Source organism: Pseudomonas sp. HPB0071, from assembly GCF_000478505.2.
Taxonomy (GTDB): domain Bacteria; phylum Pseudomonadota; class Gammaproteobacteria; order Pseudomonadales; family Pseudomonadaceae; genus Chryseomonas; species Chryseomonas luteola.
Genome location: NZ_KI517367.1, coordinates 2,094,615 through 2,109,713 on the forward strand (window position 1 = coordinate 2,094,615; position 15,099 = coordinate 2,109,713).

Below are 15,099 nucleotides of genomic sequence, written 5' to 3' on the forward strand. Positions count from 1 at the left end.
ACCGCTATGCACGAACAACAACTCCTGTTCGCTTTTGCCGGTATCGGCATTATCGCCCTGATGTGCCAGTGGCTGGCCTGGCGGCTGCGCTTGCCGGCGATCTTGTTTCTGCTGGTCTGCGGCATCCTCGCTGGCCCGGTCACGGGCTGGCTCGATCCGCAGGCGCTGCTGGGACCCCTCCTGTTTCCTGTCGTCTCGATGGCGGTGGCGCTGATCCTGTTCGAAGGCAGCCTTACGCTGCATCTGTCCGAGTGGCGGGAAATCGGCAGTGTGGTGCATCGGCTGGTGACGGCCGGAGCACTGGTGACGTGGGCGGTCATTACCATTGCCACCCACTATCTGCTCGACTTTGCCTGGGATCTAGCACTGCTGTTTGGCAGCATGACGCTGGTAACCGGCCCGACGGTGATCGTGCCGATGCTGAGGGTGGTGCGCCCCCGGGCGTCGGTGGCCAATATCCTGCGCTGGGAGGGTATTGTCATCGACCCTATTGGCGCGCTGCTGGCGGTAGTGGTGTACAGCTTTGTGGTCGCCCGGGATGCCGGTAGCGGGGTCAGTCAGAGCCTGACGACGTTTGCCGCAGTGATTGTGTGCGGCTGTGTGTTCGGTCTGGCCGGAGGCTGGCTGCTGGGGCAGGTACTGAAGCGGCAGTGGTTGCCGGATTACCTGTACAACCTGGCGAGCCTGGCAGCGGTGTTGGGCGTCTTCATCGTATCCAATCACTTTGTGCATGAGTCGGGTCTCCTGGCGGTTACGCTGATGGGCATGTGCCTGGCGAACATGAAGGATGTCGATGTACGGGAGATCCTGCATTTCAAGGAGAACCTGAGCGTCCTGCTCATTTCCGGGCTGTTCATTCTCCTGGCGGCGCGGCTGGACCTTAATGCCTTGCTGGCGCTAGGACCTGCGGTACTCGTCCTGCTGCTGGTGATCCTGTTCGTGGCGCGACCGCTGAACGTGCTGGTCTCGACCTGGGGGTCGACGCTGTCCTGGCGCGAGCGGGTGCTGCTGGGCTGGATTGCGCCGCGTGGCATCGTGGCGGCCGCCGTCTCGGCAATCTTTGCGATCCGCCTGACCAGCGAAGGGAATACTGATGCCGCCTTACTGGTGCCGCTTACCTTTGCAGTCATCATCGGCACGGTGGTGCTGCAAAGCGCAACGGCTCGTCCGCTTGCTCGTCTGCTCAAGGTGGCCGAACCCGCGCCGACCGGCTTTCTCATCATCGGCGCCAACCCAGTGGCTCGCGCCTTGGGCAAAGCCCTGCAACAGCTGGGCGTGCGCGTCATGTTGACCGATTCGAACTGGGACAACATCAGTAGCGCGCGCATGGACGAGCTGCCCACCTACTTTGGCAATCCGGCGTCGCAGCACGCCGAGGCGCATATGGATCTGGTAGGGATCGGCCGTCTGCTTGGCGTATCTCCCGCGGGCGAACTGAACACCCTCGCCAGCATGCGGTTTCGCCATGAGTTCGGTGCCAACGAGCTGTACACCGTGTACAGCGGCAAGGACAGCCAGCGGAGCGATAAGCATCGCGCGAGTGAAGAGCACCGTGGTCAGGCGCTTGGCAGTCCGGCCCTTACCTATCCACAGCTGGCCGGGCGACTGGCGCGAGGAGACGAGATCCGAACCACGCGGCTAACGGACGGTTTTAGCTGGACTGACTATCAGGCGCTGCATGAAGGCAAGGCGCTGGTACTGTTCGCCCGCGACCCGCAGGACAAGATCCGTGTCGTCACACCGGACAGCAGCTGGCAGCCCCAGGCAAGCTGGACGGTAGTAGCACTTATTGAACCTGTACAGAAGTTAGCATCAAGCGAGCCAGCATGATGGATAGTTAAACACAGCTCTTAGCTCATTTAGAACTTTTAACCTATAGGTTAGCGAAGAATACTCTGTTGAATAAGTAAACATTTACTCAGCAAAGGGCATTACTTGCTTTGGAACATTGATGGTAGGGTCGGGCAATTATTTACCCGACAATCCGCATGGCAGACGGCCATGCATCGCTCCAAGGTAGGACATGAAAGATAGATCTCGCACCTTCGCCGAATACTGGCGTAACTCTCTCGCTGATGCCGCATTAGGGTGTGGCAGTCTCTCTAAAAATGATTTGAATGCATACACTCGGCTGGATAAAAACATTCTATACGAAGGGCGGTTACCGCTACCCTTGACCGAAAAGCTATTCGAGGAACAGTTGCCTTCGGTAGATAGCCTCAACGTTATCGTGCGGCCACTTTTGTATCAGGTAAAGCTTGAACATGGGAAGCAGCGTAATCGAGGGCTTCCTGAATTTGTTGCACCGATTTTAAGCAAGGCTTGTCTTAGGCGTGACGGACGCCTATATCCGCAAGCCTGTACAGTAATCCCACGTGATTTGCTAGAACCCGTTGAGCAGGGATCGTTTGCGCTGGGGACTATGGACGACCTAGATACATACTTGACGACTTATCCATTCGAGGCCGTGACGGTATTTGTCGAGGATGAAGATGATGAGCAGGCTGTAGCGCGCTATAGGCAAGCGTGGACAAAATATCTTGAAGCTTGCCGGCGATTGCTGGAGAAGGTTGGGCGGGGATTTTCTTCAGACGATACTGGCTTCCTGCCTTTGGATCATGGGCTGCTATTGCCAGAGAATCAGCTCTCTAGTCCGAGCCATAAGCATGTTCTGCCTCTATATGATCACTTGCGCGAGTCGAATCCCGCCGTACCGTTGTTTGATACCTACGCTAACGAAACGGTAAGCGAGCCTGAACCGTGCTTGCCCAAACATGCAGCCTTTTCCGCTCGGTTGGCACATTCTGGAAATACTTTCCCCCTGGCTGAAGCTCAGCGAGATGCGCTGGCGCATTTGTTAGTGGCGCGGCACGGAGACATTCTGGCCGTGAATGGCCCGCCGGGAACAGGTAAGACAACCATGTTGCTGTCGGTTGTCGCGACCCTCTGGGCCCGCGCGGCTTTGGCTGGAGGCGAGCCTCCAGTGATTGTGGCAGCCTCCACCAATAATCAGGCGGTCACTAATGTAATCGATGCCTTTGGTAAGGACTTTGCTGAGGGAGAAGGGCCTCTGGCTGGACGCTGGTTACCCTCGGTAAAGAGTTTTGGCGCTTATTTCCCCGCTATCGGCAAAGAAGGCAAACAAACGGAGCACTATCAGACTCGTGCATTTTTCGAGCGTGTCGAAACGTCCGGATATGCTGACCAAGCTGAAATTGATTATTTGAAGGCAGGACGGATCGCATTTCCAGAGCTGGGTGACGCTGATGTTGGTGTATTGGTAGCGCGACTACGAAAGGAACTGCAAGGTGAGGCCGATAAGTTAATAGCGCTGGAGTCTGCATGGGCAGCTCTGGCACAGGCACGCATGGCAGTACAGGCCGAGCTAGGCGAAAACCCGGTGCAGACCATGGCTCAGCGCCGCGAACAGGCCGCCAAGCTCGAAGCGGCTGTACAACGCTATGCACACCTGTTGCAGCAATGGGAAGCATGGCGAGCTAATGAGTCACTATTTTACGGCTTATTCGCTTGGCTACCGCCAGTAGCCGCAAAGCGACTACGCCGGGCGCGTCTGTTCGTGCATGAGCATTGGCCTAGAGAAAACGAGGAATCGCCTATCTGGACGAGCCTTAACCACATTGAATCTACCGTGCAGACGCGCTTGTCAGATGCCAAACAAGCTGAGCATGTCCAGCGGCAGCGCATATTGAATGCCGAGTTCCTGCAACAAGCCGAGCAGCGTGCTTTAGGGCGCTGGAAAGATGCTCTTGCTGTACTGAATATCTCCAGTTCTGCAGAAACGCTTACCTTGTCAGAAGCTGATGCGCTTGCCGATACGCAGATCCGCTTTCACGCCTTCCGGCTTGCAACGCACTATTGGGAGGGGCGTTGGTTACTTGAAATGCGCGAGCTAGATGTAGAAAAGGAGCGGCGCAGTCAAGGTCCCAAGGCCATGCAGCGCCGCTGGCATCGTCGCATGAAGCTCACGCCGTGTGTGGTGTCAACGTTCTTCATGTTACCCAGCCTCATGGCCGTCAAGCGGCATGTCGCCGACAAGGATTTCCGCACGGACTATCTGTATGACTTTGCCGATCTATTGATCGTGGACGAGGCGGGTCAGGTATTACCTGAAGTAGCTGGTGCGTCATTTGCCCTGGCGAGGCAGGCATTAGTCATTGGCGATACCTTGCAGATCGAGCCTATTTGGTCGGTTCCATCTCGCGTAGATGTTGGCAATTTAATCAGTACTGGACTAATTAACACCGATACTTACGAACAGTTCTACAAACGGCTATCTGACTTAGGTAAGACCGCTGCAAGCGGGAGTGTCATGCGAATCGCACAGCAAGCCACACGTTACCATTACGACCCAAACTTGGCCCGCGGTATGTTCCTGTACGAGCACCGCCGCTGTTATGACGATATTATTCGCTACTGCAACCGGCTCTGTTATCACGACAAGCTAATACCACGGCGAGGCCCCAAAAGCGTTCAGAGTCAGTGGCCTGCCTTGGGCTATCTGCACGTTGACGGGATCTGTCAGCAGGGCCATGGTGGTAGCCGGCAAAACAGGCTGGAAGCTGACACTTTGGCGGCTTGGCTGGTATCACAAAAAGCTGAGCTTGAGAGTATCTATAACAAACCACTGGCTGACATTATTGGCGTAGTCACGCCCTTTAGCGGGCAAGTGGCTGCTATTGCACATGCTTGTGAAAAACATGGTATCGCTGTGGGTGGCAAGGATGGCATGACAGTAGGTACGGTACATTCGCTACAGGGTGCTGAACGCCCCGTCGTTATTTTCTCCGCTGTATATTCCAAGCACGCTGACGGTGGTTTTATCGATCGCAGTCCAAGTATGTTGAACGTAGCGGTTTCGCGAGCCAAGGATAGCTTCCTGGTGTTTGGTGACATGGATGTATTCGAGCTTGTACCCAAAAGCCAGCCACGCGGTCTTTTGGCGCATTACCTTTTCGCCCGAGCTGATAATCGGTTGTCCTTTGAGTATCTACCGCGGCCAGATTTGCGTGGGGCTTCTCACGGGCTGACCGTTCTGCGTGACGCGGTCGAGCATGACGCTTTTTTATTAAAGCTTTTTGATGAGGCCTGCCAGGAAGTCCATCTAGTAACCCCTTGGATAAACCTTGACCGTATTCATGAAATTGGAGCAATGGAGGCTATGCGTTTGGCCGTACAGCGGGGTGTTCGTATTCATGTGTATACGGACCCAGGCTGGGTGACAAAAGCGACCGACCCGGAGGCTAATGCAAAGCAATGGCAACGGTTGGAAAAAACGCGGCATGCGCTTGGACAGGAGGGAGTTGAACTCCTCTTTGTGCACCGTGTGCATAGCAAATCGTTGACTGGTGATGACACCGTGTACTGCAACGGCTCGTTCAACTGGTTCAGTGCCAGTCGCCATGAGCAATACGTTAATCACGAGACGTCGTTTGCTTACCGCGGCCCACAAATGGCGCATGAAATCGAGGCGCTAGTCGAAAGTTTGCGTAAGCGGACTAAGCGGTTCCAACAGGAAAGTAACCGTTGAGTAGGGCTTGATTACAGGAGCAGGCAGCTACATATGATCCACTTTAAAGGAGCCCCTTCATGACCACATCAACCCGCCGCCCCGTTCCTCTCCCCAAGGCCTATCGGCTGCTTAACCATGGGCCGACGGTGCTGGTCAGTGCGGCACACGAAGGCAAGCGCAACATCATGGCGGCGGCCTGGGCGATGGCGATCGATTTCGAGCCGCCCAAGGTGGCGGTTGTCCTGGATAAGTCCACCTGGACGCGGGAGCTGCTGGAGCAGTCCGGCACCTTTGTGCTGAACGTGCCGGTGGTAACGCAGGCGGACATCGCCCAGACCGTGGGAACCACGTCGGGCCGCGAGCTGGATCGGGGCGGAAAGGATAAGTTTGCGCTGTATGGGCTGGAGACCTTTACCGGTGAGCAGGCCGAAGCGCCGCTGCTGGAAGGCTGCGTGGCGTGGCTGGAGTGCCGCCTGCTGCCGGAGCCGCACAATGAGCAGCAGTATGATTTGTTCCTGGGTGAGGTGATTGCTGCCCAGGCCGACGAGCGCGTCTTCAAGGATGGGCACTGGTCATTCGAGGGGCACGATGAGCTGCGCACGCTGCACCATATTGCGGGCGGACATTTCCTGGTGATTGGCGATTCGGTGGTGGGAACGCCGCTGTCCCCCAAACAGGAATAGCCCCGCATTCACCGGCCCGGCAGCCTGTCGGGTCAGCCTTGATGCCTGCACTTCGGCATCCGTTTTTGACTCCATCTACTGCATTACGGCAGAGTACGCGCCTTTTTGGGTAGGCTTGCACTCCGCTGGAGGATGGTAATGAATGCAGTAGTCGCGGCCGTAGGACTCATGTTGGTCCTCAGCCTGTGCCGCGTAAACGTGGTGATCGCCATGGTCGCCAGTGCGCTCGTCGGCGGGATGCTGGGCGGGTTGGGAATGGATGGCACGCTCAAGGCCTTCAATACGGGGCTGGGTTCAGGGGCCACGGTGGCGTTGTCCTACGCCATGTTGGGAGCCTTTGCGGTCGCTATCAGCAAATCCGGGCTGGCACATGCGTTGGCGAGCAAGGTGCTCGTCATGGTCGGTCGCAGCGAGAACAAGGGCGGCGGCATGGTGAAATGGATCTTGATGGCCCTGATCCTGGCGGTTTCCATTTCGTCGCAAAACATACTGCCGATTCATATTGCGTTTATTCCGTTGCTGATTCCGCCGCTCCTGTATGTGCTGACACGTCTGCAGATCGACCGTCGGCTGATTGCTTGTGTGATGACGTTTGGTCTGGTGACGCCCTACATGTTTCTGCCGGTGGGGTTTGGCACCATCTTCCTGAACGATATCCTGCTGGCCAATGTGGCAAAGGCGGGCGTGGATATCAGTGGTATCAGCATCACGCACGCGATGGCCATTCCGGCGCTGGGGATGGTGTGTGGGCTGGCAATCGCCTCTTTCAGCTATCGCCGCAAGCGTGTCTATGATCTGGCGCGGCTGGAGCAGGCCGAGCATGTCGAGGCGAGCTACAACCCCAAGAGTCTGCTGATGGCGGGTGTGGCGGTTGCGGTCGCCTTTAGCGTACAGCTGTGGCTGGACTCCATGATCATCGGTGCACTGGCTGGCTTTCTGGTGTTTTCGGCCTCCGGCGTTGTGCGGTGGAAGGAGTCGGATGACCTCTTTACCGAAGGCATGAAGATGATGGCGGCTATCGGCTTTATCATGATTACCGCCCAGGGCTTTGCCGAGGTAATGACCGCAACAGGACAGGTGAAGAGCCTGGTGGATGCGTCTGCGGACTGGATTGGCCATAGCAAGGCGGTAGGGGCATTCCTGATGCTGCTGGTAGGCCTTCTGGTCACCATGGGGATTGGTTCGTCGTTCTCGACGGTCCCGATTATTGCCGCGATCTTTGTGCCGCTTAGCGTGCAGCTGGGCTTTAGCCCGCTGGCTATCGTGACCCTGATCGGAACCGCGGGCGCCTTGGGTGACGCGGGCTCGCCGGCGTCTGACTCCACCCTTGGCCCAACCGCCGGTCTCAACGTGGACGGTCAGCACAACCACATCTGGGATACCGTGGTGCCCACCTTCCTGCATTACAACCTGCCGCTGATGGTATTCGGCTGGGTTGCCGCGATGGTGTTGTAAGCCTCGCTGCATATAAAAAAGCCGCCCATTCGAGGCGGCTTTTTTGTGGGTTAAGAATGTAGGGCGTAGCGTTTGTTGATGGGTTGAACAACGCGATACCCATCACTCCCACATCCTGCCCCTTACTCAACGCGGTGTCCCAAACACCTGCGTCCAGTAGATGACCTCGCTGCTCTTGGGATTGACGGCATAAGCCGTACCCATCTGGGTGTAGTCCGGGTTCATGATGTTGCTGCAATGGCCGGGGCTGGCCAGCCAGCCGGAGACGACCTGCTTGGGTGAGCCGGGACCACCGGCAATGTTCTCGCCTATCCGTCGCCATTGATAACCCTGTTGCTGGGCGCGCTTGTCCACCTGACTGCCATCCTTGCCGGCATGGCTGAAGTAATCGAGCGAGGCCATCTCGCGGCTGTGAGCGAGGGCGGCGTTGGCCAGCTTAGCGTCCCAGGTGAGCGGCTTGGCACTCTTGAAGGATTGACTCCCGCAGCGGCGCGGCTTGGCGCGCGCCTCGTTGACCAGCCTGAGGACTTCCTTACCGGCAGACTGCCAGTCGCCGATATTGCCCGACAACACCGGCTGGGCCAGGACGATTTGCCAGCGATTACCCGAACGCGAGACGCCAACCTCGGCGTAATGTGAGTCCAAGAGCGCCTTGCAATAACTCTGGGTCAACACCTGCATGGCAGCTTCCGCCCCGGCCGGTGCCGAAATAGCCATGGCTTGCACCTGGGCTGCCTGATAACCCGCCCCGCGCAAGACCTCACGCAGCTGCATGCCCTGTGAAAGACGCACCTGGGCCAGTTTTTCGTTGGCGGCCAGTGGGCCAGCAGGAGCCGTACGCTGCCCGTTACAGCGTTGTGGCGCAGCACGGTACTGGTTGATCAGGCTGATGAGCTGACTGCTGTCGCTGGCCTGCGCAAAAGGCATCATGGACAGGTTTGCCAGCAGCGCGGCACCCATCACGGTGGATAAACGAAGCGTGGAACAGGACGAAGTAGGCATGATAGTCATTGGCAGAACGGCAACCGATAGAAACAGTGGCTGCTCCAGGCTGGAACAGTCATCACCGCGCAGGCATGACGATACGTCAATTTGCCTGTATGGCATCTGAAAAAAGCGATTTTCGTTTAGTCAATCACTGAAGTGTCATGGATTGACTCATGCCTTCCTGTAAACGGTAGGGTGCCAGAAGTCCTTCAGGATCAAGTGAAGCGGTCCGGCCCAGCCCTGTTTACGCAGGTGGTGAGCGATCAGTACGTTCATGATCCCATGGCCCATCAACAGAACCGAGCCATGTTCCTGGGCGAGGGCGATCAGCTTGTCGGCGGCCTGCTTGGCCCGTCGGTTGGACGCAAAGATGGACTCAGTGTGAGTGGATAAGCCCAGAAACCAGGCTGACCGCAGCATCAAACGCCACATTTTTACGGGGAGTTTGGGCCAAGGGAGATCGAACCCAGGCAGGTGTGCCTCAGCAAAGGTTTTGTCGCACGTATAAGGACGCTCACCGGCCAGATGATTGAGCGATTGCATGCAGCGTGACAAGGAACTGCAGACCAGCACACCGGCACTGCTTGCCAGCTCGACGAGATCGGCTGGAAGCTTACGGCAGAGTACATCGGCCTTCTGGTAGCCTTCGACCCACTCCATCATCTCTCGGGGTGACAGCCATTTCGTGCCGGAGTGATCGGGTTTGCCATGGCGTACAAGGGTGATTTGCATGAAGTCTCCGCTCCCGCGGGTGAGTCCGTTCAAAGGCAGGCGATACCTGTGAAGCGATATGACGGCTGCGCTCGCGTTTTATTCCGTAGGGAATAAAAAATAGCTGACCTGAGTGTCGTCGAGTCATGAAATTGAGCATCAGCACCGGAATGCTCAAAAGTTTTCTGACCGGTCAGGATGGATTGCGTTTGAGTATGTCTTGGGTTACGCATTCGAACTGATTTCGCTCTTGAATGGACATGCAAGTTCGATCGATTCCAGGAAAGTTTTGAAATATTCCGCTGCTTCAAACGAGTCCGGCCTAACGCCTAACTACATGTTTATTTGCATGTAAAAGTACATATTAATGAACGCCAAAACGAAACGGTTACCGCTCCGCTATAAAGCAGACTAGATGCCGCCTTGATGAGTATTGCCTCATTTTGGTGCCAGTCACCTGAAACCTAAAAACACTTATAAATCAGCCGCTTCGCTTGTTCTGAGTGGTAGCTGAACAGCTCCTGTACCGCTCGTCTGCACCTGATCGAGACGGTTAAAAAGCAGGAACTCCCTTCAATAACAACCCTCAGAAATTACGAACGCTGACGGAAAACGGTTAGCGAAAACACAAGGCATGACGTCCCAATCCATTAGGAGAAAGACAATGGCAAACAGCAACTCAGGCAACTTTGCAAACGATCGTGAAAAAGCATCTGAAGCTGGAAAGAAAGGTGGTCAGAACAGCGGCGGTAACTTCGCCAATGACCGCGAAAAAGCTTCCGAAGCAGGCAAGAAAGGTGGTCAGAACAGCCATGGCGGTGGCCGTAGCTGATTGATCACTAAGAGGATGGAGCATGTGACTCCATCCACTCTGAACTGAGATGTTTATCAGTCCAGTCCCAATCCGAAAGAGGAGCAAGACCATGACTCAGAACAGCAATCCAGGCAACTTTGCAAACGATCGTGAAAAAGCGTCCGAAGCCGGCAAGAAAGGCGGACAGAACAGCGGCGGTAATTTCGCCAATGATCGCGAGAAAGCATCCGAAGCAGGTAAGAAAGGCGGTCAGAATAGCCACGGCGGCGGCCGTAGCTAAGTGACCCCAGACAGGCGAAGCCTTGTGCTTCGCTCACCTAGCTGAACTGACACGTTGTATTTCAGTCCAGTCCCAATCCGTATATGAGGAGAAAGACAATGGCAAATAACAACCCAGGCAATTTCGCAAACGATCGTGAGAAAGCATCTGAAGCAGGTCGTAAAGGCGGTCACAACAGCGGCGGCAACTTCGCCAATGACCGTGAAAAGGCTTCCGAAGCGGGCCGCAAAGGTGGCCAGAATAGCCACGGCGGTGGCCGTAGCTAAGTAGTATTAGGGGCAGTGGCGTCAAGCCATTGCCCCATTTCTTCATCCGTCCTGTTCTTGGCCGGATTCAGTTTCTACTTTATGCAGCAGTCATGAGCATCCGTACGGCAGCTCTGTATGGCATATCGTCTGCCTCCTGATTTCGTACACCCCACTCTGTTTTCAAGGCGCTGTTACCAAGCAGCTTTGAACAGAATTTAAGCCGTTTCGAGTTATCCACATACCTTTTATTTAATGCACATGGTCTTTGCCATTAGCGTGCTTGTGTATAACTCTGGGCTGGTGAGTGGATGGAGTAATCTTTTCCACAGGCTGATTTTCCTGGGCTTCACGCTCATCCTGTGGATAGCTCAGCGTTCCGTGTGCATGATGGTCTAGTTGTCCACCGCTGTGAGAATGCCCTTCGCTGGAAGCTACTAATACATGGTACTGCTGGGCATCCAAGGTTGGCAGTTTTTGCAGGAATGCGACAAGTCCCCAGATATAGTCGTCGCTCATGCTTTTGCCCCAAGCCGGCATACCGGTGGCCTTGACGCCATGCTTGATAATCCAGAACGCCTCTGCCGGATCGGTGATTCCCTGCTGGCTGAGGTTGGGAGGAGGCGGATAAAGACCTTTGCTCAGCTCCGTCTCATTGATTCCGGGTGCAAGATGGCAGGCGGCACACATCGCATCGTAATTACCCGCGCCGCTGCGAATCAGTGCCTTGCTTTCCAGGTTGGGGACCGTAATCCGTTCGGATCGCACTTCAATGGAGCGATCACGCAACATGACGATCAAGCGGTGTACCGGCTCTACGTGAGGCGTATCCGCTCCTATGTTGATCACACCTGAATAGACTGCCACTGCAATGAGCGCCAGAACGGCAAGCGTCAGCAGCAGGGCAGCCTTCAGGAAGGTCATGGGTTAGAACCACATACGAACACCGGCTACCAGCCGGGCATCGTGAGTGTCTTCGCCTTCTTCTCGGGCATAGGATGCCGTCTGACCATGGGTGTTGTTCCATGACACGCCAACATAGGGCGCAAACTGCGGGGTGATTTCGTAGCGCAAGCGCAGACCGAACTCGGTTTCGGAAATACCGGACCCCGTGCCACGGGCCTCATCGTTCTTGCCGTAGAAGTTGAGCTCGGTATGCGGCTGCAAGATGAGATTGTTGGTCAGCATCATGTCGTACTCGGCCTCTATGCGCAGACCGGTCTGGCTGCCTTCGCCAAGGAAGGCCGTTATTTCCAGATCCAGATCCTTGATGGCTTCGCCCTGGATACCAAACGCTGCCCATGTTTGAGGCGAACCGGGTTTGAAATCCTGCCGGACACCGGCCACCGTTTCCCACCAGGGCGTGATGGCATGTCCCCAGAGTGCCTGAATTTCGGCTTCTTCGGTATGACCGTTGGTACGCTGGCCTTCGGAGCGGAAGTTAAATCGGTTTACATCGCCACCAATCCAACCTTCGGCCTGCCAGTTAAGCGTGCTGCCCTCCTTGGCGTCCTGCCACTCCAATTGGTCGAAGAGCAGGTAGCTGTGGATGGCGCTGTCATGCACGGCATGGCCGGCGAGAGGAGGAAAGGCCGCCTCGCGCATGGCCGCGGTGACAGGCGGGATGGGTGTACGGCTCTGGGATGTGGCCGTGCTGTCTGGAGTAGGGCTGCCGTGCGCCATGCCGTCATGATTCATCGAGTGGGGGTCCATGGAGCCGTGCGACATCCGGCTATGATCCATCTGCCCATGATCCATGCCACCATGCGCGTGTTGCACCTGGGTCGGATTTCCCGTGGCGCCAGCCTGAGAAGCCGGATCTGCCGCCTGGGCAACAGAGATGCTGCCCAGTACCAGCGCAAACGTACAGGCCGACAGGCGGGTCGATAATGTGCTCACAGGCCTCTCCTTAAACATCGACAATAACTTCGCGGAACATGCCGGTTTCCATGTGGAAAAGCATGTGGCAATGATAGGCCCAGCGGCCAAGCGCATCGGCGGTCACGCGGTAGCTGCGCTTCGAGCCGGGCGGCATGTCGATGGTGTGTTTGCGGACCTGGAAGCGGCCGTGTTCGTCTTCCAGGTCACTCCACATGCCGTGCAGGTGGATGGGATGCATCATCATGGTGTCGTTGACCAGCACAATACGAACCCGCTCGCCGTAAGTAAGCCTGATGGGCTCGGCATCCGAGAATTTCATCCCGTCGAATGACCAGGCAAAGCGCTCCATATGCCCCGTCAGGTGCAGCTCCAGGGTGCGGGTTGGCTCACGGCCATCCGGGTCGGGAAAGGTACTTTTGAGATCGGCATAGGTGAGGACACGGCGGCCGTTGTCCCGCAGGCCCATTCCGGGGTCGTCCAGTTTGGGGGCAGGCATCATGGTCTGCATGTCTACCAGTGGATTGCCGTCTTCGCTGGCCGGGTGCGTCTGCATGGCTCCGGTGTCATGTCCGCCGTGTGGTGTGCCATGGTTCATGGCGCTGTGATCCATGCCGTGACTGCCGTGACTGCCGTGATCCATCCCTGCGTGGCCCTGGGACGACGGTGCGCTGTGGTCGCCGTGACCCATGTCCGCCATGCTTACCAGCGGGCGGGGGTCCATGTCTGGTACCGGTGCGTTAAGGCCTTCGCGAAGGGCCAGCGTGCCGCGGGCATAACCGGTGCGGTCCAGGGACTGGGCGAAAATCGTGTAGGCCTGCTGGTCGGACGGCTCGACGATGACGTCATAGGTCTCCGCCACCGCGATACGGAATTCGTCTACGCTGACCGGCTCGATGGGTTGGCCATCTGCCGCCACGACTGTCATCTTCAGACCGGGAATGCGCACATCGAAATAGGACATGGCCGACCCATTGATGAAGCGCAGCCGAATCTTTTCCCCAGGCTTGAAAAGGCCGGTCCAGTTGCCGTCAGGCGCTGCCCCGTTCATGAGATAGGTGTAGGTAGCGCCTGTCACATCAGCCAGATCGGTAGGTGTCATCCGCATCCTGGCCCACATAGTGCGGTCCGCTACAGTAGCGGACCAGCCGTTCTCGCTCACATCATTGACGAAGTCGACCACGGTGCGCTGGTTGTTGTTGTAGTAATCGGCCTGCTTCTTGAGCGTCGAGAGGATGTGCTCGGGCGTCTCATCGCTCCAGTCCGTCAGCATCACTACATAATCACGGTCATAGGCAAAGGCCTCCGGTTCACGCGGCTCGATGATCAGCGGGCCATAGACCCCCCGCTGCTCCTGAAAGCCCGAGTGGCTGTGATACCAGTACGTGCCGTGCTGCTGGACCTTGAAGCGGTACTCGTACAGACCGTCAGGTGCGATGCCGCTAAAGCTCAGCCCGGGTACGCCATCCATCGTGGCCGGCAGGATGATGCCGTGCCAGTGGATCGAGGTGGCCTCATCGAGTTGATTGCGAACGCGCAGCGTAACGGTATCCCCTTCGCGCCAGCGCAGAAGCGGGCCGGGCAGGCTGCCGTTGATGGTCAGGGCGGTGCGCTTGGCGCCAGTGATGGTGACGGGCGTTTCGCCAATGACCAGATCGAATTCGGTGCCGGACAGTACGGTGGGTTGTCCGGGGCTGGTCAATGCCCAGACGGGGGTTTGCCAGAGGCCTAGGCCGCTCAGCAGACTGCCTGCTGCCAAGCCTTTTACGAACGTACGCCTCGATGTAGTGGATGCCATGCAGTTGTTATCCCGTCGGTGGGCCGTGAGGGCCTTGTTCTTTTCACATAATCCGTTTCGGCTGAGGCGTATAAACCGCTTCGCCGCTGCCTGTGGACGTTGCATAGACTGCCGATACGGCTGAGCGCTCCGTAACATCCGGAAATATTTAGCCGCCCTCTGGCCGATGCCGTATCGATAGCCTGAGGGGATGACAGTAGCGGAGCCAGGAGATGGTGGAAACAGGCAGAGCGCATGGCTGAGCTGACGGTATATGTCGGGTTGTTTCTGGTTGCCCTAGCCGCTGCTACCTTGTTGCCAGCTCAGTCTGAGGCAGCGCTGGCCGCGTTGTTATTACAGGGCAGTTATTCCGTGCCCTTGTTACTCTTGGCGGCGATTCTTGGTAATACGCTGGGCTCGGTGGTGAACTGGTTTCTAGGGCGCTCAATCGAGCACTTTCGGGACCGCCGCTGGTTCCCTGTTTCGCCCTGTCAGCTCGAACGCGCACAACGGGGGTATCGCCGTTATGGACGTTGGTCGCTGCTACTGAGCTGGGTACCGGTCATTGGCGATCCGCTGACGCTGGTAGCAGGCGTTATGCGCGAACCGCTGCCCGTCTTTATCCTGCTCGTCGGCTTCGCCAAGACGGCGCGTTATCTGGCCGTCTCGGCACTGGTCCTTGGCTGGTACTGAGCGGACCGCGTGTCACCGCGGCTGCCATGACTGGCAATCCTCAAAA

General features: G+C 57.0%; 12 protein-coding genes and 1 pseudogene. 8 read left to right on the forward strand and 5 right to left on the reverse strand.

Translation table 11 applies throughout. From position 1 onward, the window contains the following. Positions 1–6 precede the first annotated feature (6 nt). From HMPREF1487_RS09860 to HMPREF1487_RS09875, 4 genes are all read left to right on the forward strand, one after another. Positions 7–1,830 carry a cation:proton antiporter gene (locus tag HMPREF1487_RS09860; protein ID WP_010796493.1) on the forward strand — a complete coding sequence of 608 codons (1,824 nt, stop codon included), beginning with the start codon at positions 7–9 and terminating at the stop codon, positions 1,828–1,830. Between the two features lie 193 nt (positions 1,831–2,023). Further along, complete coding sequence (locus HMPREF1487_RS09865) at positions 2,024–5,548, forward strand: AAA domain-containing protein (protein ID WP_010796494.1); 3,525 nt, start codon at positions 2,024–2,026, stop codon at positions 5,546–5,548. Between the two features lie 59 nt (positions 5,549–5,607). Beyond that, entirely contained in the window at positions 5,608–6,213 is a 606-nt protein-coding gene (locus HMPREF1487_RS09870) for a flavin reductase family protein (RefSeq protein ID WP_010796495.1), read from the forward strand. 138 nt (positions 6,214–6,351) lie between these two features. Then, the gene (locus HMPREF1487_RS09875) at positions 6,352–7,668 is read left to right on the forward strand and encodes a Na+/H+ antiporter family protein (protein WP_010796496.1); all 1,317 of its coding nucleotides are present in this window, start codon (positions 6,352–6,354) and stop codon (positions 7,666–7,668) included. Positions 7,669–7,794: 126 nt separating this feature from the next. Here HMPREF1487_RS09875 and HMPREF1487_RS09880 read toward each other — a convergent pair whose 3' ends face one another. After that, positions 7,795–8,670 (reverse strand): CAP domain-containing protein, encoded by an 876-nt coding sequence (locus HMPREF1487_RS09880; protein WP_037030654.1) that lies wholly within the window; start codon positions 8,668–8,670, stop codon positions 7,795–7,797. Between the two features lie 156 nt (positions 8,671–8,826). Continuing rightward, a complete protein-coding gene (locus tag HMPREF1487_RS09885) occupies positions 8,827–9,387 on the reverse strand; it encodes a histidine phosphatase family protein (RefSeq protein ID WP_010796498.1) in 561 nt (186 codons plus the stop codon). Between the two features lie 643 nt (positions 9,388–10,030). Here HMPREF1487_RS09885 and HMPREF1487_RS09890 point away from each other — a divergent pair. The 3 genes and pseudogenes from HMPREF1487_RS09890 to HMPREF1487_RS09900 all read left to right on the forward strand — a co-directional run. Then, entirely contained in the window at positions 10,031–10,198 is a 168-nt protein-coding gene (locus HMPREF1487_RS09890) for a con-10 family general stress protein (protein ID WP_010796499.1), read from the forward strand. A 91-nt stretch (positions 10,199–10,289) separates the two neighbouring features. Beyond that, entirely contained in the window at positions 10,290–10,460 is a 171-nt protein-coding gene (locus tag HMPREF1487_RS09895) for a con-10 family general stress protein (RefSeq protein WP_010796500.1), read from the forward strand. Positions 10,461–10,576: 116 nt separating this feature from the next. Then, positions 10,577–10,726, forward strand: a pseudogene (locus tag HMPREF1487_RS09900) (general stress protein); the annotation flags it as partial. A 231-nt stretch (positions 10,727–10,957) separates the two neighbouring features. Here the strand turns inward: HMPREF1487_RS09900 and HMPREF1487_RS27300 are convergent. Genes HMPREF1487_RS27300 through HMPREF1487_RS09915 form a run of 3 tightly spaced genes read right to left on the reverse strand, consistent with a single transcriptional unit; the run spans position 10,958 to position 14,381 of the window. Beyond that, the gene (locus HMPREF1487_RS27300; RefSeq protein ID WP_010796502.1) at positions 10,958–11,629 is read right to left on the reverse strand and encodes a c-type cytochrome; all 672 of its coding nucleotides are present in this window, start codon (positions 11,627–11,629) and stop codon (positions 10,958–10,960) included. A 3-nt stretch (positions 11,630–11,632) separates the two neighbouring features. After that, the gene (locus HMPREF1487_RS27305; protein ID WP_010796503.1) at positions 11,633–12,604 is read right to left on the reverse strand and encodes a copper resistance protein B; all 972 of its coding nucleotides are present in this window, start codon (positions 12,602–12,604) and stop codon (positions 11,633–11,635) included. Between the two features lie 10 nt (positions 12,605–12,614). Then, positions 12,615–14,381, reverse strand: coding sequence for a copper resistance system multicopper oxidase (locus tag HMPREF1487_RS09915; protein ID WP_010796504.1), 1,767 nt, complete (start codon positions 14,379–14,381; stop codon positions 12,615–12,617). Positions 14,382–14,615: 234 nt separating this feature from the next. On the opposite strand from HMPREF1487_RS09915, the gene HMPREF1487_RS09920 reads away from it, so the two are divergent. Then, positions 14,616–15,053 (forward strand): YqaA family protein, encoded by a 438-nt coding sequence (locus HMPREF1487_RS09920; RefSeq protein ID WP_010796505.1) that lies wholly within the window; start codon positions 14,616–14,618, stop codon positions 15,051–15,053. Positions 15,054–15,099: the final 46 nt, after the last annotated feature.

Coding starts and splice junctions, on each gene's coding strand:
- HMPREF1487_RS09870 (WP_010796495.1), top strand. CDS start 5,608: ATGACCACATCAACCCGCCGCCCCGTTCCTCTCCCCAAGGCCTATCGG.
- HMPREF1487_RS27300 (WP_010796502.1), bottom strand. CDS start 11,629: ATGACCTTCCTGAAGGCTGCCCTGCTGCTGACGCTTGCCGTTCTGGCG.
- HMPREF1487_RS09890 (WP_010796499.1), top strand. CDS start 10,031: ATGGCAAACAGCAACTCAGGCAACTTTGCAAACGATCGTGAAAAAGCA.
- HMPREF1487_RS09895 (WP_010796500.1), top strand. CDS start 10,290: ATGACTCAGAACAGCAATCCAGGCAACTTTGCAAACGATCGTGAAAAA.
- HMPREF1487_RS09920 (WP_010796505.1), top strand. CDS start 14,616: ATGGCTGAGCTGACGGTATATGTCGGGTTGTTTCTGGTTGCCCTAGCC.
- HMPREF1487_RS09860 (WP_010796493.1), top strand. CDS start 7: ATGCACGAACAACAACTCCTGTTCGCTTTTGCCGGTATCGGCATTATC.
- HMPREF1487_RS09865 (WP_010796494.1), top strand. CDS start 2,024: ATGAAAGATAGATCTCGCACCTTCGCCGAATACTGGCGTAACTCTCTC.
- HMPREF1487_RS09880 (WP_037030654.1), bottom strand. CDS start 8,670: ATGCCTACTTCGTCCTGTTCCACGCTTCGTTTATCCACCGTGATGGGT.
- HMPREF1487_RS09915 (WP_010796504.1), bottom strand. CDS start 14,381: ATGGCATCCACTACATCGAGGCGTACGTTCGTAAAAGGCTTGGCAGCA.
- HMPREF1487_RS09875 (WP_010796496.1), top strand. CDS start 6,352: ATGAATGCAGTAGTCGCGGCCGTAGGACTCATGTTGGTCCTCAGCCTG.
- HMPREF1487_RS09885 (WP_010796498.1), bottom strand. CDS start 9,387: ATGCAAATCACCCTTGTACGCCATGGCAAACCCGATCACTCCGGCACG.